17 protein-coding genes are annotated in these 23985 nt (G+C 35.1%); 8 read left to right on the top strand and 9 right to left on the bottom strand.

Features of this window, described 5'->3' with window-relative positions; translation table 11 throughout:
- The first annotated feature begins 74 nt into the window (after positions 1-74).
- The 5 genes from CCAND38_RS01220 to CCAND38_RS11305 all read left to right on the top strand — a co-directional run bounded on the left by CCAND38_RS01220 (position 75) and on the right by CCAND38_RS11305 (position 5186).
- Entirely contained in the window at positions 75-2363 is a 2289-nt protein-coding gene (locus tag CCAND38_RS01220; RefSeq protein WP_042343151.1) for a TonB-dependent receptor, read from the top strand.
- A gap of 72 nt (positions 2364-2435) precedes the next feature.
- Positions 2436-2666: a hypothetical protein gene (locus tag CCAND38_RS01215; protein ID WP_052458066.1), complete on the top strand. Its 231-nt coding sequence runs from the start codon at positions 2436-2438 to the stop codon at positions 2664-2666.
- 87 nt (positions 2667-2753) lie between these two features.
- Positions 2754-3428 carry a hypothetical protein gene (locus CCAND38_RS01210; protein ID WP_156129743.1) on the top strand — a complete coding sequence of 225 codons (675 nt, stop codon included), beginning with the start codon at positions 2754-2756 and terminating at the stop codon, positions 3426-3428.
- A gap of 30 nt (positions 3429-3458) precedes the next feature.
- Complete coding sequence (locus tag CCAND38_RS11310) at positions 3459-4169, top strand: DUF4625 domain-containing protein (RefSeq protein ID WP_052458064.1); 711 nt, start codon at positions 3459-3461, stop codon at positions 4167-4169.
- Positions 4170-4295: 126 nt separating this feature from the next.
- The gene (locus CCAND38_RS11305) at positions 4296-5186 is read left to right on the top strand and encodes a hypothetical protein (protein ID WP_052458063.1); all 891 of its coding nucleotides are present in this window, start codon (positions 4296-4298) and stop codon (positions 5184-5186) included.
- 58 nt (positions 5187-5244) lie between these two features.
- Here CCAND38_RS11305 and CCAND38_RS01195 read toward each other — a convergent pair whose 3' ends face one another.
- Positions 5245-5769, bottom strand: a complete 525-nt coding sequence (locus CCAND38_RS01195) for a tetratricopeptide repeat protein (RefSeq protein WP_042343147.1) — start codon at positions 5767-5769, stop codon at positions 5245-5247.
- A gap of 56 nt (positions 5770-5825) precedes the next feature.
- Positions 5826-6836: a M28 family metallopeptidase gene (locus tag CCAND38_RS01190; protein ID WP_042343145.1), complete on the bottom strand. Its 1011-nt coding sequence runs from the start codon at positions 6834-6836 to the stop codon at positions 5826-5828.
- Positions 6837-6970: 134 nt separating this feature from the next.
- On the opposite strand from CCAND38_RS01190, the gene CCAND38_RS01185 reads away from it, so the two are divergent.
- The 3 genes from CCAND38_RS01185 to recG all read left to right on the top strand — a co-directional run bounded on the left by CCAND38_RS01185 (position 6971) and on the right by recG (position 12947).
- Complete coding sequence (locus CCAND38_RS01185; RefSeq protein WP_042343142.1) at positions 6971-9433, top strand: hybrid sensor histidine kinase/response regulator; 2463 nt, start codon at positions 6971-6973, stop codon at positions 9431-9433.
- A gap of 102 nt (positions 9434-9535) precedes the next feature.
- Positions 9536-10792, top strand: a complete 1257-nt coding sequence (locus CCAND38_RS01180) for a dihydroorotase (protein WP_042343140.1) — start codon at positions 9536-9538, stop codon at positions 10790-10792.
- Between the two features lie 34 nt (positions 10793-10826).
- On the top strand, positions 10827-12947 hold the full coding sequence (gene recG, locus CCAND38_RS01175) for an ATP-dependent DNA helicase RecG (RefSeq protein WP_042343138.1): 2121 nt from the start codon (positions 10827-10829) through the stop codon (positions 12945-12947).
- A gap of 162 nt (positions 12948-13109) precedes the next feature.
- On the opposite strand, the gene CCAND38_RS01170 is transcribed toward recG, so the two are convergent.
- The 7 genes from CCAND38_RS01170 to uvrA form a co-directional block, all read right to left on the bottom strand.
- The gene (locus tag CCAND38_RS01170; protein ID WP_042343136.1) at positions 13110-15872 is read right to left on the bottom strand and encodes a sodium-translocating pyrophosphatase; all 2763 of its coding nucleotides are present in this window, start codon (positions 15870-15872) and stop codon (positions 13110-13112) included.
- Positions 15873-16313: 441 nt separating this feature from the next.
- Entirely contained in the window at positions 16314-16982 is a 669-nt protein-coding gene (locus CCAND38_RS01165) for a PAS domain-containing protein (RefSeq protein ID WP_042005977.1), read from the bottom strand.
- Between the two features lie 185 nt (positions 16983-17167).
- Positions 17168-17641, bottom strand: a complete 474-nt coding sequence (locus CCAND38_RS01160; protein WP_042005975.1) for a Dps family protein — start codon at positions 17639-17641, stop codon at positions 17168-17170.
- Between the two features lie 108 nt (positions 17642-17749).
- Positions 17750-18442 carry an SIR2 family NAD-dependent protein deacylase gene (locus tag CCAND38_RS01155; RefSeq protein ID WP_042343133.1) on the bottom strand — a complete coding sequence of 231 codons (693 nt, stop codon included), beginning with the start codon at positions 18440-18442 and terminating at the stop codon, positions 17750-17752.
- A gap of 5 nt (positions 18443-18447) precedes the next feature.
- Positions 18448-19167: a DUF4369 domain-containing protein gene (locus tag CCAND38_RS01150; protein ID WP_042343159.1), complete on the bottom strand. Its 720-nt coding sequence runs from the start codon at positions 19165-19167 to the stop codon at positions 18448-18450.
- Positions 19168-19195: 28 nt separating this feature from the next.
- On the bottom strand, positions 19196-20470 hold the full coding sequence (locus CCAND38_RS01145) for a DUF819 family protein (protein ID WP_042005969.1): 1275 nt from the start codon (positions 20468-20470) through the stop codon (positions 19196-19198).
- Between the two features lie 83 nt (positions 20471-20553).
- Complete coding sequence (uvrA, locus tag CCAND38_RS01140) at positions 20554-23385, bottom strand: excinuclease ABC subunit UvrA (RefSeq protein WP_042343131.1); 2832 nt, start codon at positions 23383-23385, stop codon at positions 20554-20556.
- Between the last annotated feature and the right edge of the window lie 600 nt (positions 23386-23985).

Below are 23985 nucleotides of genomic sequence, written 5' to 3'. Positions count from 1 at the left end.
AATGTTCTGAGGAAGAATTCTTCCTTACAGAATCATTACACTATTTTTTCAAACAAACATATCAAAAGATTTATATGCGAAATATTCTTTATCTTTTGACTTTCAGCTGTATGGCTATTGGTTTCGGACAAGAAAAATTACATCTGAAAGTTGAAGATAGTAAAGAAAAACAACCTTTGGTAGGTGCTGTAATTCATTTTTTAGGAAAACATTACGTCACTAACCTTGAAGGAGAAGTTGCTATACTTAACTTAAAAAAAGGAACATTCCCTATTAGAGTTACGTATTTAGGATTTGAGGAGTATCAAGGTAAAGTGACCTTTCCTACAACTAATTCGCTAGTGGTTATATCCATGATAGAAAGCCTGAATGAACTCTCGGAGGTTATCATATCTTCCTCTTATCAGGGAGTACATCGCAATACAGTCACGGGAGTATTGACCAAGAATGATTTAGAGAAACAATCTGGAGAGTCACTTGCCAAAATGCTCAGTTCTGTGCAAGGTGTTTCGATGATACAAAGCGGAGCTACCATCGCAAAACCCGTAATCCATGGGCTACATAGCAATCGCGTACTGATACTTAATAATGGTATTCGGCAAGAAGGACAGCAATGGGGAGCAGATCATGCTCCTGAAATTGATCCTTCAATGGCAAATCGGATAACTGTTGTTAAGGGTGCGGATGCTGTTCGTTATGGTTCGGATGCTTTGGGAGGAGTTATTTTGCTATCCTCAAGTAAACTTCCGTATGGAGATAATCTGCATGGAGAAGTATCTCCTTCGTTTTCATCTAACGGACGACGAACAACAACTTCCGCAAAGTTAGAAGGAACTGTTCCAAAGGTTCCGCTATGGGCGTGGCGAGTACAGGGAACATTAAAACGTGCTGGGGATATTAAAACCGCTGATTATTATCTTAATAATACGGGAGTTCGTGAAGAAAATTTTTCTCTGGAAACAGGATGGGAGAAGGAACTATGGGGAATAGAGGCTTTTTATAGTCAATATAATAATGAGTCTGGTGTATTCTATGGTTCTCACATTGGAAACTTAGAAGATTTGCAAACGCGTTTTCAAGTGGGTCGTCCTTTGACTACTTATCCATTTTCCTATGAGGTAAATGCTCCAAAACAAAAGGTAATACATCATTTGGCAAAGGCAAAAGCTTATGTTTTCCTTCCTTTTGGAGGTAAATTAACAGCTCAGTATGCTTTCCAAGATAATATCCGACATGAATACAGTGTCCGGCGATTGGAACGCAGTCGTATTCCTGCTTTGGACATGCACTTAGCAACTCACTCGCTTGATATTTCTTGGGAAAATATGTACGGGAAGTGGAAAAGTCAGTTAGGATTAACTGCTTTAAGTCAAGAGAATTATAACAAACCAGGTACGGGAATTACCCCCGTCATTCCTAATTTTGCTTCTGTTGGATATGGAGCTTTTGCTATTCAAAAGTATGTTGAAAAGCGTTGGGAAGCAGAAACAGGAGTTCGGTATGATTATAAAACATTGAATGCTGATGGTTACGGATTGTTCGGGCAACGTTATGGAGGGAATCGTACATTTAATAACTTGACGTATCTTATAGGAGGAAGTTATAAACCAACTGACTTTTGGTCTGTAACATCTAATATAGGAGTTGCTTGGCGTTCCCCTCATGTTAGTGAGCTTTACAGTAATGGGCTTCATCACGGAGCAGGAACTTTTGATATTGGAGATGGTTCACTTACATCCGAAAGAGGTGGAAAGTGGATTACTTCGGTAAAATATCAAAAAGAAAAATTCTCTACCGAAGTTGATTTGTTTGTTCAGTTAATTCAAAATTACATCTATGATGCTCCAACAGGAAAAACGCGAACTTTATTTTCGGGAGTATTTCCTATCTTTCAATATCAGCAATCCGATGCTTTTTTCAGAGGAGCTGATTTGGAAATTGGATACCAATTTTTACCTTCATGGAAATATCGTTTAAAGGCTTCGGTAGTTTACGCTAATGAAATTAAAACAGGCCGATACTTTCCGTTTATTCCTTCAGAGCGTTTTTCACAAGAAGTTTCATTTGAGTTACCTGACACAGGCATTTGGAAAAATGTATATTTTTCTGCAAAACATCAATTTGTTAATAAACAAACTCGTTTTGACTCATCACAAGAATTGGTAAGCTCTACCCCTGATGCTTATAACCTATTTGATATTGGTTTTGGCGTTAAACTACCTTTAGGAAATCAATCGCTTGATGTACATATGTCTGCTGAAAATATATTGAACCAACTATATAAAGAATACACGAATAGATTTCGATACTATGCACATGATTTAGGTAGAAATATTCAATTACGCGTAGTATATTCTTTTTAGTAAGATATAACTAAAAGCAAAAAATGTACAAGAGAAAATTTATTATATGAAATAAATTATTTCCCTAAAGGGATGAAACATTTCCCTAAAGGGATGAAACATTTCCCCAAAGAGATGAAACATTTCCCTAAAGGGATGAAGCATTTCCCTAAAGGGATGAAACATTTCCCTAAAGGGATGAAGCATTTCCCTAAAAGGATGAAACATTTCCCTAAAGGGATGAAGCATTTCCCTAAAGGTATAAATCATTTCTCTAAAGGGATGAAGTATTTATATAGTGATTTAATATGTTTTATATATTGAAAAAATAAAATTTTATATAGATAATAGTTTATTTAAAGTAAAAAAACAAAAAAATAATTTAATAACAAATAAAAAAAAGATTAAATGATGAAAAATATATTTAGAATAAGTTTTTTAGCAACTATTTTAATTATTATGTCATCTTGTACAAAAGATGAACAACTTCAAAAACCTAATTTAGAAAAAGAGTTTGATATAACGGAACATTTCATAGCAGGTACGATTGGTGATAAGAATAAATCGGTATATGTGATAAACTTTTTAGAAAAAGGGAAAGCCGTATTTTTAAATTCCTCACAAGAGTTAATTGGTAATTACACTCTCACAAAAGACAGTCTTATTTTTGAGATAAAAAGTGATTCAAATTATCGAATTGCAAAATTTGCTCTGAATGATAAGAAACAAGTTACTTCAGCATACTATCGAGCTTTGAAAAAAGTCTACCCTGCTACTGCAACTTTAGTTTCTATTCCTGAAGAAAACCAATTGGTCGGAAAAGTTTTTAAAGGAGAAGAGTATAAGTTTGGGGAATCTTTCCGTCCTGTTTTTCACTACAAGTTTGATGAAAAAGGTACACATTATGGTTCCGGAGTTGATGTAAATGCTGTTACACCTAATAAGAAACTAGAACTTATTAATAATTGTGTTTTCCGATTTAAAGATACAGGAATTTCAGAAATAGGATATTTTGTAGGAAATACTCTTACAGTTTTCAGATATCAAGGACTATACTATTTCGGAGAATATGAACTACAAAAATAATTATTTATTAACCCTAAAAATCAATTTAAAATGAAGAAAATAAAAAATATACTATCAGTAACAACTTTAATTGCTTTACAAATACTTTTTGTTAGTTGCCAAAAAGACAATAAAGATTTACCTGTGGAGGAACCAAAAGTAGAAAACCTTGAAATAGGTTACGAAAATGGTAAGAAAGCATATACAGAAAGTGATCTACATTTGGAAGCTAACATTACAGCTGAAGGAACAATTAAAAGTGTTCGAGTACAAATCACTCCAAAAGAAGCAGGAGGTTCTTGGTTTGTAGACAGAACTTATACAAAAGGATTTACAGGAAATAAAGAAGCAAATTTACACGAACATTATGATGTTCCTAAAAGAGCAAAAGAAGGAACATATGATGTAGTTATCATCGTAACGGATGCAAAAGGAAATAAAACCGTTGTAGAAGATGTTTTGACCATCGAACGTGATCCTTCTTTGCCGATAGTTACTGAAAAAAGTAGTTCATATGATAATGACGTGCTGAATATTAAGGCAAAGGTTTCTGCACCTAATAAATTAGCCAGTATTCATGTACGAGTGAGAGGTATTGAAGAAACCTACACAGATGAAGATTTGGTAGGAAAGACTTCGTATGATCTTAACAAGGATATTAATGTATCATCACTTGCCAAAGGTCACTATCACTTTTTTGTAACTATTACTGATCAAGTAGGAAAAAAGTTTACATACGAAGGTCATTTTGATAAAAAATAGTCACATTTTAAAAACTTCGTCAAAATACGCTGAAAGTTTTGGCGAAGTTTTACAAACAAAAAGAGAAAAGATATTCAATTAGAAATATCTTGAAAAAAGAAAATAACATAATATAATACAAAAATAATGAAACACTTTTTTAAGTTTAGCATAGCATCGTTTCTGGTTATAGTAGGAACGTCTTGCTCAAAAAATGCCCCAGAACCTCATCCAGAAGGAGAACACGAGGCAACAGCTAAGATGGAAGTTATTTTTACTGAAGGACACACCCATCATGGAAATAAATTTTATGGAGATGAAGAAATAAAGGAGCTGAAATATCTAAAAAAAATACAAAAGATAACCTTTATCCTTGAGGAAAATAAATTGAATATGGAAGGAGCGCCAGTACGATTAAAAAAAGGAAAACACTATGGCGTTGAAATAATACATTACAATGTTGAAGGAAAACGTATCAACAGTGAATTTATTTCGGATACAGAAGCACGTATCCATCAACATTTTTTTATGATGGAAGAAGCTAAAACTACAGATGGACGCCCTACTCCAACAATGAATCAGGTGTTAGAATATACTTATCGTGACACTAATCCTGAAGACAAATACATCAATGAGAAGGGAGTAAAACTATTGAAAAGAACGTGGGACGCTAAAAATCCAACAGAAAATGATCCAATAGGTTTAAAGGGATTTTTTTATGTTAAGGAAAACTACATGACTTTTATGTTGAGAATCACGTTAGCTCATTTCACGGGCATTGGTAAAACAAAACTCAAAGAGGATGGAAGCTTGTATGCTTTTAATGAATTACCGAGCGGTAGTCGATTCTATGAGGCGGACGTAAATGTAAGAATTCCTGTCCGTATTTACACCGAAGAACAGTCTCCTGATTCAGTTTTCAAGGCAGATGCTGCCAAAGAATTTGGCGTTACGGAAGATGAAATTCAGAAAGATTTAGACCATATTGCAAGGCACAAACACGAAGAGGGGCATTCCCACCGAGGAATTCACTTATAAAATGGTTTTAAACAGATAAAAAATAGGCTGTCCGAAAAGGACAGCCTATTTGCTTTGTTTATATCTTCTTCAATTGTTGTTGCATCATTTTGATTTGCTCCGTCATCATGTTTTGCTTGTCGAGCTTTTTAGCCTCAGTTAGTAATTCTTGAGCTTCTCGTTTTCTGCGTTTCTGCATCATAATTCCCGCCAAACTTAATTTTGCCATGGCTACATCATAACTCATATTCAATCCTAATTGTAAGGCTTTTCGGAAATATTTTTCAGCCTGAGAAAGATTGATTTGGGAGTAAATAATCCCATGTAAATAATGGTAGTAACCTTGTTGTTTTCTGATTAAAGCTGTCTCAGGGTCTACAATCTTGCTTAGCCATTTTTGAGTTCCTTGAAAGTCTTGCTTACGCAATCTGAAAAACGCCAATAGTAAAAACTCATTACGGAAGTAGAGCAACACAGGAATTGCAGCTAAAAAAATTAAAGCGATACCATTCCCAATATTTCCTTGCGTAAACTGATAGATAGCATAAGCGAAAATTAATACGGCCAAAATTATTTTGACATATTTATGTTGTATGTATTTCATTATAAATATTTTTTTAAGGTTTGCAAAAGTAGTAATTTATTGTGGTATAATAAAATTTATTTCCCATCTCTATCGACTTTGATTCGCTCCGAACGATTTGCCAGTTCCCATGCCAAAGCAAAAATGAGTTTGGTTCGTTGAGTCATTGCAGGAAAGTCAATTTTATCAACGGTATCTGTAGGTTGATGATAATCAGGATGTACACCATTGAAAAAGAAGACAGAAGGGATTCCGTTTTTAGCAAAATTGTAGTGATCAGAGCGATAGTAAATCTGCCAAGGGTCGTTGCGGTCATCGTACTTATAATCTAAGTTCAATTGAGTGTATTTTTTGTTTACAGCCTCATTAATTTTATGTAAATCAGAGCTAAGTCTGTCAGCACCGATTACATAAATGTAATTGTTATCGGTATGCAAATCATCGACACGTCCAATCATATCAATATTAATATTAGCCACAGTATTTTCAAGCGGATACAATGGATTTTTAGCGTAATAGCTTGAACCAAAAAGCCCAATTTCTTCGGCAGTAACTAACAAAAAGAGTATGGAACGTTTGGGAGCGTGTCCTTTTTTCTTAGCCTCATTAAATACCCTTGCAATTTCCATCACAGCAACCGTTCCAGAACCATTGTCGTCAGCTCCGTTAAAAATATTACCTTTTTGTGTTCCTATGTGGTCATAATGTGCTGATACAACGATGATTTCCTCAGGTTTTTCGCTTCCTTCAATGAATGCCCAAATGTTATCGGAATCCCCAAAACGATTTTTAATAAATGATTTCGGTACGGTTTGAAACCATCCTTTTGCTTTGGGTGGATAGTTAATACCTTCTTTTTCAAAGTATTTTACAATATAGTCGGCAGCCTTCTTCTGCCCCTCACTACCCGTCATACGCCCTTCCATTTCATCAGAAGCAATGACTTCCAAGGTTTCACGTAAGCGTCGTTCTGAGATTTCATTGATTTGACTGTCAATTGATAATTTGCTCAAATTATTCGAAATTTCCTTTTGAGCAGTACACCCGAATGCTAAAATCGAAATAAATGCGATGCACGTTTTTTTCATTTTTTATAGATTTTTTTTGTAAGGGACAAAAGTAACGATTCTTATGCTGAAAATCAAACTTTTTGTTTATGAACGAAAAAATAGTAATTTTGTAGGTTGAACCTACAGTTGAGCAATAACGTTTCGATATCAAAATGAAATCAAGAATTATTTTTAAAATTATATTAGGATACGTACTGTTAATCAGTGTTTCGTTCATCACGGGATACATTATTTACAATCAAATTCAAAAGCTAACTTTTTTGGAAGAAGAAGGCATTTATGAACGACGTAAAGTTCTAAAAATAAGCAAAATACTCACTTTAATGAACGAAACTGAAAGTGCTGGAAAAATTGCTATCCGAACCGATGATGAAGAGGCTTTGAACTTTTTTTTAGACCGAAATTATGCCTTGCAAGACTCCATCATAAAATTTAAAAAAGAAGTTAAAAACAGTTCGTATGTTTCTTTGTTTGATTCAGTGCAAATTTTATTGGAATTAAAAAGCGAAAATTTGCAAGAACTTAAAATTTTACAAAGCAGTGATAGTTCATCCGTAATCATCCGCAATGCTATTGAAAAATTATCAAGTTTGGAACCCACATTGGGATATTTCCTATTGAACGACAATGCTATAGCCAAAAAAAAACGGACAGCATCGAAGTCACAACAAACCTTATCAACAGGAACCTCTTACGCCTCTATCATTCAGAAATATAAAAACATTAAAATTCCTCCAACACGCAGTCAGCAAAAATTTGACAACACGGTGTTAGAAACCTTACAGTTACTCAACAAAGTACATGAAGAAACCATCAAATATAAAGATCAACAAAGTGAAAAAATTCATACACTTTGGCATACCGACAATCTTTTATCGGATAAATTACATCAGTTACTTTCTGATATTGAAGATAATATACTCAAAAGTGCTCAAGAGTTCAACGAACAACGACAGGCTGTTTTTGAAAAAAGCCGTTCTTTTTTAACAATATCATACGTTATAGCTCTTTTACTAATGGTGGTATTTTCATTCATCGTTATCAATGATTTTTGGAAAATACAACGTATACGTCAGAAATTAGAGGTAGCAAACTTAAAAAATAAACGACTTTTAAAAAGCCGCGAACAACTCATCTCAATGGTAAGTCATGATCTTCGTACTCCGTTGAGTTCCATTATAGGATACACTGAATTACTTGATAATCAAAGTACAAATGAAAAAACAAAAAATTATCTGTCAAATATCAAACATGCCTCTGATTATATCACTAAATTGGTAGATGAATTATTAGACTATTCCAAAATTGAAGCAGGGAAAATTAGCTTAGAAAAAGTCCCGTTGAACATTTCAGAACTCATTGAAGAAGTTGCGACAAATATATATTCCATCCATAAATCGAAGCCTGTTGAACTAATATTTAATTTTTCTGAAAACGTTCAATATCAATGGTTTTCAAGCGACCCTTATCGTATTAAACAAATCCTTTACAACTTGATTTCAAATGCTTTCAAATTTACTGATAAAGGACAAATACGCATTACAACCACTGAAAAACAGATAGATAACAGCAAATTCGAAATTTCAATTTCAGTATCGGATACAGGAATAGGTATCAAAAAAGAACAACAAGCACATATTTTCGACGAATTTACACAAGCCAATCAAGAGGTATCAAAACAATATGGCGGATCTGGTTTAGGATTACATATTTCTCAAAAATTGGCACAACTCTTAAAAGGAAATATTACGCTCGAAAGTCAAGAAAACAAAGGAAGTACATTCACATTGACGTTCGTTACCAGTAAAATTTCAGAACAACCTTTACAAGCAGACACTGTTGTTGAAATGTCTGAAAAAGCAATTGATGATATCAACATTGTTATTATTGACGATGACACGAATATTTTGTCACTTATGAAAGAACTTTGCAAACAGAAAAATATTGGGGTTTTTGTGTTTGACAACAGCAAAGATGCCATTACTAACATGGAAACCCTAAATTTTGACTTGGTGATTACAGATATTCAATTACCAGAAATGAATGGGTTTCACTTTGTTACACTTTTCAATGAAAAGTACGGTAAGAGCATCCCTGTACTTGCCATTACAGGACGTAAAGATGTGCCAAATGACTTCTATGTACAAAGTGGATTCTCAGGAGTGTTACACAAACCTTTTTCACCTACCCAGTTCTACGAAAAGCTACAAGAGTTCTTTCCAAGGATAAACACACAAACATCTCCATCTATCCTTACAAATGATAAAACATACAAAATCAATTCATTAGAAGATTTTATGGGAGATGATAAAGAGCAAATTATTACCATCTACAAAAATTTTTGTAAGGATACTTTTGAAAATATAGCGACTCTAAAATCTTGTTCCGATACTCAGGATTACGAAAAAATACGAGCCATTGCTCACAAAATGTTGACTATGTTTGGACAAATCCAAGCGACTCGCGAGGTGATATTGCTACGACAATTGGAAGAAATTTCCGAAGAAAATCCTGCAGAAATAAATCTCAAAATACAGGAAATAGAACGTTTATTTATTCATGATTGTAAACCTGCTATTGACCAATATTGCAAACAGTTGTTGCAAGATTCATAAAAAGATAAAAGCATAATTGTATAATTCGAGCCAAAATTTTATTTTTGCACATCGAACATCTAGATATTCCCTACAAGGAATGAAGTTAATACGCATATCGAAATGAATATTTTACTAAAATCAGCCGTTGTCATTGACCCAAAGAGTGTTTTTCACCAAAAAACAAATGATATCCTAATTACTAACGGAGTTATTACCCGAATAGCTCCTAACTTATCTACTGAAAAAGTGGATACTGTCATCGAAAATGTATATGTTTCGTCGGGATGGGCAGACAGCAGTGTTTGTTTTGGAGAGCCAGGCTATGAGGAGCGTGAAACTTTAACAAACGGAATGCAAACAGCTGCAAAAAGTGGTTTTACACATGTGCTAATAAACCCTGCAACAAATCCTATAACTGATACAAAGTCAGCTGTTTTATATCTGAAAAATGAAACAAAAAACGAGTTAACTACAGCACATCCCATCGGTGCTTTAACACAAGGAAGCAAAGGAGAAGTACTCGCCGAATTGTTCGATATGAAAAACGGAGGGGCGGTAGCATTTGGGGACTACAAAAAAGCTATTAGTAATAACAATCTATTGAAAATAGCGTTGCAATACACACAAGTCTTTGACGGAATTGTAATTTCATTTCCGAATGACAGCAAAATAATGGGAAAAGGTGTTGTGAATGAACACATTTCAGCCACTAAACTTGGTTTAAAAGGCATTCCTGCATTGGCAGAGGAATTATGCGTGGCTCGTGACTTAGCAGTATTAGAGTATGCAGGTGGAAAATTACATATACCGACGATATCATCCAAAAAATCAGTGGTAATGATTCGGGAAGCTAAGTCCAAAGGATTAGACGTAACTTGCAGTGTAGCAATTCATAACATACATTTTGATGATAGTGTACTGACGAGTTTTGACACGAACTTTAAGGTGTTACCTCCATTGCGAGATATGGAAACGGTAGTCGCTTTGCGAGAAGCTCTCAACGATGGAACTATCGATTTTATAACCTCAGACCATTTTCCATTAGACATTGAATGTAAATTTAAAGAGTTTGATCATGCTTCCTATGGAACAATTGGCTTGGAGACGATTTTCGGAATTTTAAATCAATACGTCCCTTTAGAAAAAGCTGTTGAACTACTTACCGCTGCTCGTCAACGATTTGGAATTGAAACCCAGCCCATTGCAGAAAACCAACAAGCTGACATCACAATATTTAGAACAGATGAAACTTATCTATTTGAAAATAAGCATATTTTATCAAGTTCTCATAATTCCGCTTTCTTAGGAGAAACCCTTCAAGGAAAAGTTATTGGATGTATTGCTAATGGCATAGCAGTGATCAACGAGGTTAATTAGATTCCTTATTGTTACAATAATGACCTAAATTAGCATGAACAATCCAGAAGTTTTACATACACCCATTGCTTATCTGAAAGGAGTTGGTTCACAACGAGCTGATTTATTGTCAAGTGAACTAGGAATATTTCAATTTCAGGATTTACTTAATTTATTTCCTTATCGGTATATAGACCGTACTAAATTCTACAAAATCAACGAACTTTACGTTAATAATACTACTGAAGTACAAATAATTGGAAAAATTGTACATATAAAAACAGTAAGCTCAAACGCCTCAAAAAATACAGATCGTTTGGTGGCAACCTTTGTGGACGACACAGGAAGCATAGAATTAGTTTGGTTCAAAGGTGTAAAATGGATTCGGGACTCCCTGAAAATCAATGAGCCTTACGTAATTTTCGGGAAAACAAATGTTTTCAATGGAGCGTTTTCGATGCCACATCCTGAAATGGATTTGGTAACCGATTATAACAAAACTATGGGAAACAGTATTCAACCTATCTACCCTTCTACCGAAAAATTAGTAAAGCGAGGCGTAACAAACAAGGTCATTCGTCAGCTGATTTTACATATTTTTGAACAAGTAGGTGATGTTTTTTACGAAAATTTACCCGAAAATATCCTTAACTCCTTGAATTTAATATCCAAAAAAGAGGCTCTACACAATATTCACTTTCCAAAAAACCAAGAATTACTAAGTAGGGCTACCTTACGACTCAAGTTTGAAGAACTATTTTATATTCAAATACAACTGGTTCAGAAAAATTTTCTACATAAACAAAAAATAAAAGGATTTCCATTTGAAAAAGTAGGAAAATATTTTATGGACTTCTATAATAACCATCTACCATTTCCTCTAACCAACGCACAAAAGAGAGTTTTAAAAGAAATTCGAAAAGATATGGGTTCCTACTCACAGATGAATCGACTGTTGCAAGGTGATGTAGGATCAGGAAAAACCATTGTTGCCCTAATGTCAATGTTGTTAGCTGTGGATAATGGTTTTCAAGCGTGTTTAGTAGCTCCAACTGAAATTTTAGCAAATCAACACTATCTGGGAATCAGCGAATTATTAAAGAAAACGAACATTAAAGTAGCTCTATTGACAGGTTCGTCCAAAACTTCAGAACGTAAAACCATCACCGAAACATTGAGAAACGGCGAACTCTCTATATTAATAGGTACACATGCTATTTTTGAAGATAAGGTAATTTTCAATAACTTAGGATTAGCAATCATCGATGAGCAACATCGTTTTGGAGTGGCACAACGTTCCAAAGTATGGCAAAAAAATTACATACCTCCTCATATTTTGGTAATGACAGCTACTCCAATTCCACGTACATTAGCTATGAGTGTATATGGTGATTTAGACATATCCGTAATTGATGAACTCCCACCAGGACGAAAGCCGATTAAAACTATACACTACTATGAAAATAAACGGGCTGAAGTGTACGAATTCATCAAAAAGGAAATCGATAAAGGACGACAGGTTTACATTGTTTATCCTCTTATTGAAGAATCAGAATCTGTTGATTTTAAAAATCTTACAGAAGGATATGAACTAATTTCATCCATATTTCCTTTGCCAAAATACAAAGTTTCTATCGTCCATGGAAAATTGAAGCCTTCTGAAAAGGATGCAGAAATGGAGCGTTTCGTTCGAGGTGAAACTCAATTAATGGTAGCAACAACAGTAATCGAAGTGGGGGTAAATGTACCAAACGCTTCCGTAATGGTCATTGAAAGTGCGGAGCGTTTTGGACTATCGCAGTTACATCAGCTACGTGGACGTGTCGGACGTGGTAGCGAACATAGTTTTTGTATTTTAATGACAGGAGAAAAGTTAAGTAGTGATTCTAAAACACGTATGCAAACGATGGTGAACACCAATGATGGATTTGAAATTGCCGAAGTAGATCTACGATTACGAGGGCCAGGTGATTTGATGGGGACTCAACAAAGTGGTGTACTTAACCTAAAAATCGCAGACATTGTAAAAGATCAATCCATCTTGAAAGCTTCTCGTTATCAAGCAATCGATTTACTCAGGAGCGACCCTTACATTCAAAAAAACGAAAATAGAATGGTAGCATACACGCTGACACAATTACACAAGTACAAAAATATTTGGACGCATATCAGTTAGAATAATAGTTTTAAAATAGACAATGTGATGAAAGGCAATGTGGTAAAAAATACTGCTTTTTTACCACATTGCCTTTTTTTAAGAATATCCAATCTTGAAGATATAACAAAAAAAGGAGAACTTCTCTTTGAAATTCTCCTTTTTTTCGAATAATATGAACACTTACTTGGAAGTCAAACGAACATCTACACGTCTGTTTTTTGCTTTACACTCAGGTGTGTCATTTTCAGGACAAATAGGATGTTCTGAACCATAACCTGCAGAACTAAGTTGTGAAGGATTTACCCCCAAAGCTATCAATTTAGCTTTTACAACCTCAGCTCTTTTAGCTGATAGTTCTATATTTTTTTCATTATTTCCTGAATTGTCAGTGTACCCACCTATACGAAGTCCTGCTTTATGGAAAGTATTGAAAATCATAGCGATATTTTTCAATTGCTCTTCCGATTCTTCGATAAGTTCATCACTTCCTGATTTAAAAAAAACACGATCCAACGTAATCCAGTTTTGTTTTGAGTCTCTTTCTATATCGAAATTTTCATCCAATAAAAGATTTACGATTTTTCTCTCTGAAGAATTTATTCCTACATTTATTGCTGAAATTTCAGACAACTGCAAAGGAGTGATTTCCCCTACGTTGTATTTGTAATTTCCGTAAGCATCTAACAAGCCTTCGTCCAAATTACTTGTAGTAACATCTTGCTTATTTTCGATTTCAGTTACAGGAACATTTTTTTCCGTAACTTTATTTTCAGCTACTACAGTAGTAGTGTGTCCCCCCAGTATAGGAGCAATAACTAAACCTACCAGACAGGTTAGTTTTATTAAAATATTCATCGAAGGTCCTGAGGTATCTTTGAAAGGGTCTCCTACAGTATCTCCCGTAACGGCTGCTTTATGAGCATCTGAACCTTTTTTCTCAATTTTCCCATTGATTTCAACACCTGCTTCGAATGATTTTTTAGCGTTATCCCAAGCTCCTCCAGCATTATTTTGGAAAATAGCCCAAAGCACCCCTGAAACAGCTACTCCTGCCATATATGCCCCTAAGGCCTCTGCCCCCATTACAAATCCTATAACGATAGGCGTGATAATTGTAATAGCTCCAGGAAGCATCATTTCACGAAGAGCTGCTTTGGTTGATATATCCACGCATTTTCCGTATTCAGGTGTTCCTGTTCCTTCCATAATTCCTGGAATTTCACGGAACTGACGGCGAACTTCTTGTACCATATCCATTGCAGCCTTTCCTACTGATTGCATAGCTAAAGCGGAGAATACTACTGGAATCATACCTCCAATAAACAAAGCTGCCAATACATCTGCCTTAAATATATTAATTCCGTCGATTCCTGTAAAAGTTACGTAAGCTGCAAACAACGCCAGTGCCGTAAGTGCAGCTGAAGCAATAGCAAATCCTTTACCAACCGCAGCTGTAGTATTTCCTACTGAGTCTAAAATATCAGTGCGTTGGCGTACTTCTTTTGGTAATTCACTCATTTCAGCAATACCTCCTGCATTGTCTGCAATAGGCCCAAAAGCATCAATAGCCAACTGCATAGCCGTAGTAGCCATCATTGCTGAGGCTGCAATCGCAACACCATAGAAACCGGCTAATTCATATGACCCCCAAATTGCCACAGCAAACAATAGGACTGATGAAAAAGTAGATTTCATACCCGTGGCCAAACCTGCGATGATGTTGGTAGCCGCTCCAGTTGAAGAGTTTTGAACTATATTCAAAACAGGTTTTTTACCTAATGCCGTAAAATGTTCAGTAAAGGCAGAAATCAACAATCCTACAGCCAAACCTACTACGGTTGCAAAAAACACATTACTACTTGCAATTTCCTTAACCCCTTCTCCAAAGAATTTCATTTGAATAGTATCTGGAAGCATTATATCAATCAAAAACCAACAAGATATGAGGGTCAATGCTAATGCTACATAGTTCCCCATGTTCAACGATTGCTGTACTTGTTTTTCTTTCGCCTCATTATTTTTAATACTTACGAAGAATGTTCCAATGATAGAAGCTATGATTCCAACTCCTGCAATCACAAGAGGGAGTAAAATAGGCCCTAATCCATTGAAATTATCAGTATAAGCTATGCCAGTAGCTTCTGAAATATCCTTGATAATGTAGTTACCAAGTACCATTGAAGCCAAAACAGTTGCAACATAGGAACCAAAGAGGTCAGCTCCCATACCTGCCACATCACCTACGTTATCACCTACGTTATCAGCAATAGTAGCTGGGTTTCGAGGATCATCTTCGGGAATTCCAGCTTCTACTTTACCCACAAGGTCAGCCCCTACGTCCGCTGCTTTAGTGTAGATACCTCCACCCACACGAGCAAATAACGCAATAGACTCAGCTCCTAATGAAAATCCAGCTAAAGCCTCTAAAACGATGGTCATTTCATTGTAGAAATTACCTCCTTCGGTGATGAATATGTTTATAAAAATCAAGAAGAACAAACTAAGCCCCAAAACAGCTAAACCTGCTACTCCTAAGCCCATTACTGTTCCTCCGCCGAAAGAAATTTTTAATGCTTTTGGCAAACTGGCACGAGCAGCTTCTGTAGTGCGTACGTTGGATTTAGTAGCTATTCGCATACCTATGTTTCCCGCTAAAGCAGAAAATAACGCTCCAAAAACAAAAGCAACCACAATGAGCCAGTGTGAAGTTTCAACCATTCGGGAAACCACAAAAAGAGCTACAGATGCAATGATAACGAAAATAGCCAAAATACGATACTCCGCATTCAAGAAAGCCATTGCTCCTTCTTGAATTTTTTCAGAAATACTTTTCATTCGTTCCGTGCCTGTGGTTTGCTTGTTAATCCACAATGACTTGGAAATCATAAACAACAGCCCTACAATTGCCAGAGCTAAAGGAAGATAAATTATGTATTTTTCCATATAAAAATAAATTACTAAAAAATTGATTGTTTATGGGGGTAAAAATACTATTTTAAAATCAAATTGAAAAGAAAATCTTAAATTTTAACATTATCTCGAAAGTATATAGAAAGCATTTCAGAATCTTTTATCTAACATCTACCAGTGTAAATCTTATCTAATAATTTGATTATTAATAAATTCTTATTTTAATTTTCAATAAAATATATTCACTTATATTAGCAAAAAGACATGAAAATAGAAGATTATAAAGCAAAGATTGGAAAATAATTTTCAAAAAAAAACATACATTCATTTTGAAATTTTCATTATGTAACTTGATACAAGCCAAGCTATTATAAAAATACAAATATCAAATAATTCTATGAAATGAAAGTAAATAAAGAAAAGGTTATTAGGAAAAAACCTAACAACCTTTTCGTTCAATGAGTATGGATAATTTTAATTTGCTGCAAACAAACGAGCGAAGAAACTTTTACGTTTCGATAGTTCACCTCGTTCTTCACTGAAAATATCATCAGAAATTTCTTCAGTGGTAATGCTCTTATCGCCTCCTTCATGTTCAAAACGAATGTCTTTATTATTTTCATCCATGATGTCCATAATAAATTCTATGTATGATTTGCCATGCTTTTCTAGGAATCCTTTGAAGTAACGGTTACTCAACTCCATACCTCCAATTTTCTCTAACTTTAATAAAGTCTGATAAAGAGGCTCTATATGTTCCTTAATCACATGTTCAGGTACAGATCTTCGTCTTGCCATGATGCTAACAACCTCACCTAAGATATTTCTTCCTACCTCAAAATCTGTAATCACCCAATAGTATTTTCCTGTTTTGGTCAAATTTTTGATAATAGCGTGAAAATTTCTACCCGCATTAATATTATCCCAAGTGATTTTAAAAATGATTTTAGGCATATCAGGATGGCGAATAATGTTGTGTGGTTTACCCAACAGCTCAGAAGGAGTATATTCGCAAACATCCAAAAACGTTTGATTCACATCGGTAATAGTACCGAATTTATCAGTGGTGCTGACAATCGTCCTTGTTTTATCCCAAGCAATCTCCTCATTAACAGGAGTTGGTCTATTTACTTGCTCTGACATAATTTTTCCTTTTATAATCCGATACAAATGTACAAAAATATATTCAGAATATAAAAAATTAAATTACTAAAAAACGAAAGAGAAAAATATTTTTTTGTTGCAACATATTTTTTTGAATTATTCAACTGATTATCAGTAAACAAAAAAAACTATCTAAAAAGTTTTTTTAGATAGTTTTTATAATTTTACGCATTGATGTAAGCTCTTAACATCCAAATCGTTTTCTCTTGCTCAGGAATAAATCCACCTACCAAACCTATGGTTCCTTCATCTTCTGCTTCATTACAAGTTTCTAACAAACCTCGTTCAAACTTCAATAATTCAGCTAAGTTATTGATAACCAATTTAACTGCCTCAACATCATCGGAAACATCTTTTCCAACAGTAATTGTTGAATGTTTAACGTATGCCTCCAATGTATGTAAAGGTGTAAATCCTAAGGTTAAAATGCGCTCTGCAATCTCATCGATTTGGGATTGCACTCCATCATAGAGTTCCTCAAATTTCTCGTGAAGTACAAAAAAATTCTTTCCTTTGATATTCCAATGCAAACCTCTCAAATTTTGATAATAAGTTTGGAAATTTGCTAATAAAACGTTCAATTCATTGGCTACTTTTTCTGCTTTTGACTTTTCAAGTCCTAATACATTATAATTCATAATCCTTTTTATTTACATTTTGATTTCTGTTGCAAAGGTAGTGTTATTTATTTTTGAAAACATACTTTCTCTATTGATTTTTTTTATATTGATATAAAGGAACCCATATTAGACAATATGTGATTTGATTGTTTCTATTGCTTTTTGTACTCCTGAAGATGCTTTCTGTGCTATTACTGTCAGCTGTTTATTAGACTGAATCTGTGGAAATGGATCTACATAGTACACGGGAGTTTTTGGTTGCGTATAGTGTATCAATCCTGCGGCGGGATAGACTTGCAGTGAGGTTCCTACAATCAGGAAAATATCAGCAGTTTCCACCTGCTCAATCGCTTTTGTTATTAAAGGAACATCTTCTCCAAACCAAACAATATGCGGACGCAATTGCACTCCCGATGGACTCAAATCTCCGAGAAGAATATCGTCCTGACAGTCGAAAATCTCTGCATCATTATCTACACCTCTTGATTTTAATAGTTCTCCATGGAGATGTATGACATTGGAACTTCCTGCTCGTTCGTGCAAATCATCTACGTTTTGTGTAATAATTACAACATCATACTCATTTTCTAACTGAACTAACAACTGATGTGCTTTGTTAGGTTTAACTTCTTTAAGCTGTCGTCTACGTTGGTTATAAAACTCCAATACCAATGAAGGATTTTTAGAAAAACCCTCGGGAGATGCTACTTCCATCACATCATGTCCTTCCCATAAACCATTGGCATCACGAAACGTTCTGATACCGCTTTCCTCGCTGATACCTGCTCCTGTGAGTACGACAATTTTCTTCTTCATTATAAAAATTACTGATTTTTTTCTTTTACCTTATTGATGTATTCCTTCAATTCCTTGCCGTATTTTGCGGCTGTAATCTCTGGGGTAAGTGCATTATATACTGAATCTAAGTATTTTACGTTCGTATCAGGTACATCTGTCAGTACAATATAGGGAGCGACGTGTGAATCGCCATGGGTTATCGCAAAATTCAACGCATACAAATGTCTTCTTAACTGATTCTTTTCTATGATTTTAGCTAATGAATCTGCCTTTGGTTGATATCCCTCCTTAATTGATTTTAATTGTATCTCCAACAATTCCAAGTTACGTATGTTAAATTTACGAATGTTCTTTGAATACTCTTCCCATAATTTTTGACTTTCCGAACCTTCAATTTTAGCATGAATGTCAAAAAGTTCATGTTTACTATTAATTGTAATGGTAGTTGGTTCTCCAAAAAAGGCCAAACGATCACCAAAAGTCTGGTCTTGGTTTTTTCCTAAATCTAAAAAAATATAAAATATTTCAGGAGATAATATTTCTTTTTTAAATGTAAATTCTCCGCTTCCTTTGGCTTCGACAGAATCTATATTTACGAGTTTCTCACCATCAAATTGTTGTAAGAAAATTGTTCCCTTTTTGAGTCCTTCAACATTTCCTTGAACAATCATTGTTTTCTCGTTACCTCCTGAATTTGAGCAACCTATGGCTAACAGCACACCAATTAAAAAGATTATTTTTTTCATATACATATAAAAATTTAAACACTTATTATTAACTCATAACACCCTGTGTAACAGATACATACTCCATCAAGAAAGCAGAAAGCATTGCAGCGTACGTCCCTACAATATATCCTAAAACAGCTAAAAGTACGCCTACCGTTGCCAACGAAGGATGAAATGCTGATGCCACTACAGGAGCCGAAGCAGCCCCTCCTATATTTGCTTTACTTCCCACAGCCAAGAAAAAAAGTGGAGCTCGAATAATTTTCGCTACAATGAACATCAACCCTACATGAACCGCCATCCAAATTATTCCAACAAGAAGCAATCCTAAGTTATCAAAAATTTTAGTCAGATCCATTTTCATACCGATGGTTGCCACCAGAATATAGATGAATACGCTACCTAACTTACTTGCTCCTGCTCCTTCGTAATTCTTTGCTTTTGTGAAAGATAATGCTAAACCAATTAAAGTAGCAAAGGTTATCATCCAAAAGAATTTATCTCCAAAAAAAGAAAGAGCACTGGTTTTATCTCCAATCACATGAAATTTATTTTTTAAAAAATCGGTAAGAAAATCAGCTCCAAAATGCGAAAGACCTACTCCTCCAAAAGTAATTCCTAACATGATTTTATAGTCAGTCAACATTGGTATTTTCTTTGTCTTCTCACTAAAAGTGATTACTTTTTGTTTTAACTCTTCAATAGACGAATTATCGGCCTTAAGCCATTTATCTATTTTTTGAGAACGAGCAATGAAAAACAATAGAAAAGCCATCCAAATGTTAGCCACTACAATATCCACAAGCACCATAGCTCCGTATTTTTCAGGATTATATTGGTATATTTCAAGCATAGCAGCCTGATTAGCACCACCACCAATCCAACTCCCTGCCAAGGTGGACAATCCTCTCCAAACAGCATCAAAACCTGCACCACCAACAGCCTCTGGCATGATCAATGACACTATCAAAATAGCGATAGGCCCTCCAATAACAACTCCTATCGTTCCTGCAAAAAACATAACGAGAGCCTTAGATCCCAAACGAAAAACTGATTTTAAATCAACACTTAGGGTCATCAAGATTAAAGCCGCAGGTAACAGATATCGACTTGAAACAAAATAAAGATTCGAATTCTTGCTGGAAATGATTCCTACAGAATTAACTATAGCGGGAAGCATGTAACACATCAATAAGGCTGGAAAAATAGTATAAAATATTTTCCAAAATCTTGTTTTTAAAGAAGATGTGTAAAAAACTATTCCCAAGCATACCATTAGTACACCTAAAACAATAGCGTCATTTTGAAAAGGTAGTTCCATCGGCTTTTTATTTTTGTGGCGAAGATACCATTTTTTTGGTTTTTGACAAACTTTCTCACAACTATCCAGAAGTAAAGTCTCTTTTACGATGTTTTTTGAGCAAAATCCTGTAAAAACTGAGCTGTAAAACTTTTCGTATCTTTAGCTACTTCTTCGGGAGTTCCAAAGGCTACTAATTGACCGCCACCTTTACCACCCTCATAACCAATATCAATGATATAATCAACTTTCTTGATAACATCTATGTTATGTTCAATAACCAAAACGGTATTTCCTTTATCAACCAATTTATCAAGAACTTGCAAAAGCACGTTTACATCCTCAAAGTGCAATCCTGTGGTAGGTTCATCCAATATATAGAAGGTGTTTCCAGTATCTTTTTTGGATAGTTCGGTTGCTAATTTTACTCGCTGAGCCTCACCTCCGGAGAGGGTAGTTGATTGCTGTCCTAAGGTGATATATCCCAAGCCAACCTCTTCAATGGTTTTTAGTTTTCGGTAAATTTTGGGAATATTTTCAAAGAAAATGACAGCTTCGGCAATGGTCATATCCAATACATCTGCTATGGATTTCCCTTTGTAACGTACTTCTAAAGTTTCGCGATTGAAACGCTTTCCTTTACAAGTCTCGCACTCAACATATACATCGGGAAGAAAATTCATTTCAATAACTTTAAGTCCTGATCCTTCACAGGTTTCACAACGTCCTCCTTTAACGTTAAAACTAAAACGCCCTGGTTTATAACCACGAATCATCGCTTCGGGGGTTTGTGTGAAGAGAGTACGTATTTCACTAAAAACTCCTGTATAAGTCGCTGGATTGGAACGAGGTGTGCGTCCAATGGGCGACTGATCAATGGCAATTACCTTATCGATATGTTCCAAGCCTTCTATTTTTTTGTAAGGCATCGGTTTTTTTACGGCATTGAAAAAATGAGCGTTCAAAATCGGGTAAAGTGTTTCATTAATTAGGGTTGATTTACCACTTCCCGAAACTCCTGTAACACCAATCATCATCCCCAAAGGAAAAGTTACCGTAATATTTTTTAAGTTATTCCCTGAACATCCACTTAAAATCAATGACTTGCCATTTCCTTTACGTCGTTTTTCTGGGATATGAATTTGTTTTCGGCGACTGATATAATCGGCAGTGGTGGTTTTGGCATCCATCATCTGCTGAGGAGTTCCTTCAAAAATGATTTGTCCGCCGTCTTTTCCTGCTTTTGGCCCAATATCAACCACATAGTCAGCTTCTAAAATCATCTCTTCGTCATGCTCAACCACAATGACTGAGTTTCCAATGTCGCGTAGAGATTTTAATGAATTTATTAGCCGCTGATTATCTCGCTGATGTAGGCCGATGCTTGGCTCGTCCAAAATGTACAAAACTCCCGTAAGTTGCGACCCTATTTGTGTTGCTAAACGAATGCGTTGCGATTCTCCTCCTGACAAGGATTTGGAACTGCGATTGAGTGACAAATAGGTCAAACCGACATCTACTAAAAACTGTAACCTATTTGAAATTTCCTTAATGATTTCTGAGGCTATCTGCAACTGCCTTTTAGTTAATTTTTTAGGAAGATTCTCGAACCATGACAACAACTCTAAAATGTCCATTTCCGACAGTTCAGCTATGTTTTTTTCATTGACTTTGAAGAACAAGGCTTCCTTTCGGATACGCGTTCCGTTACACTCTCCACAGGGGAGTGTATCCATAAATTCAAATGCCCAACGTTTAATCGAAACGGAATCTGAATTTTCATACTGATCGGCGATGAATTTCACAATCCCCTCAAAATCAAACTCAAACTCACGGGTGATCCCCAACACATCTGACTTTATAGCATATTTATCCTTTCCACCATTAAGGATAATATCCATCGCCTCTTGAGGTAAACTCTCGACAGCATCGGACATTTTGGCTCCAAATTTCTGTAAAATGAGTTCTAACTGCTTAAAAATCCACGTATTTTTTTGTTCCCCAATAGCGACAATAGCTCCATTTTTTATGGATATTTTTGGATCTGGGATAATTTTTCGTTGATTTACCTCATGGACTTCACCCAAACCATTGCAATGTGGACACATTCCCTTAGGAGAATTGAACGAAAAAGTATTCGGCTCGGGCATGGGATAGGAAACTCCCGTTGTAGGACACATCAAATTACGGCTAAAGTACTGTATTTTATTATCTTGATGTTCTAAAACCATCAATACGCCATCTCCGTAGTGCATGGCAGTCTTTATGGTTTCTTGGAGTCTTTTCTCGGTAGTTTCATCATTGCTTATGGAAAGCCTATCTATCACGATTTCAATATCATGAGTTTTGTAACGATCGAGTTTCATTCCCTTTTGAAGGTCAAGAATCTCGCCATTAACACGCACCTTTACGAATCCTTGTTTGGCGATTTGCTCAAAAAGTTCACGATAATGCCCTTTTCGGGATTGTACCACAGGAGATAAAATACTGATTTTGTTTCCTTTATAATGTTCAATAATCAGTTCCTGAATCTGAGCGTCACTATAGCTAACCATTTTTTCACCCGTAGCATAGCTATACGCATCAGAAGCTCTGGCGAAAAGTAATCGCAGAAAATCATATATCTCAGTGATTGTTCCAACAGTGGAACGTGGTGATTTTGAAGTAGTTTTCTGTTCAATGGCAATCACAGGCGAAAGTCCATCAATCTTATCAACATCGGGACGTTCCAACCCTCCCAAAAACTGACGCGCATATGCAGAAAAGGTTTCGATATACCTACGTTGTCCCTCCGCATAAATAGTATCAAACGCCAATGAGGATTTCCCACTACCTGAAAGCCCTGTAATGACAACTAATTGCTCACGAGGAATGCTGATGTCTATATTTTTAAGGTTATGCACCCTCGCTCCTTTTACTTCTATTTTATCTTCCATTCACCGAAAAAGTTAAGGGGACAAAGATAGTGATTTTTTCTGTTATGACAGATGGTAAAATTATTAATATTTGGCTATTTTTTTTCATATACAACTCTTAGATTATAAATGTATAAAAACATTTTTTTTGAAAACTATCTCGGAAAGTTAAAAGCATAAAGCAGTCATTGATTTTCTATATTAAACACCTTTTTAAACACAAATTTTAACATATTATTTTTGTTTAACACAAATAAACAGCTAAATTTGCATTAGGTTAAAAATAGATACTATTGCGAAGTTTTTTTAGATTTGCTTATTAGCTATTAGGATAACAATTCTAAAAAGTTATGCCAAATTAAGCAGAAGAGAAGCTACTGAAACTTCAGAAATTAATTAACATTTACCAAGAGGAGCTGATTATTTACTTGAACCATCGTAAACTATATGTTTTGAAAGTTCACAATTTTCATCTCCTCTTTTTTGGAAAAACACAATGAGTATGAGATATTTACTATTCCTATCCCTTTTATTGTTATTCGGTTGCCAATCAACATCGGAGGGCAATGAACCTAATTCACGAGAATTTTATAATACGGTGGATATTTCAAAGAAAGAAGA

The organism is Capnocytophaga canis, assembly GCF_000827555.1.
Classification (GTDB): Bacteria; Bacteroidota; Bacteroidia; order Flavobacteriales; family Flavobacteriaceae; genus Capnocytophaga; species Capnocytophaga canis.
Note: the sequence above shows the minus strand (reverse complement) of the source record. Positions and strands in the feature narration are given on the sequence as shown.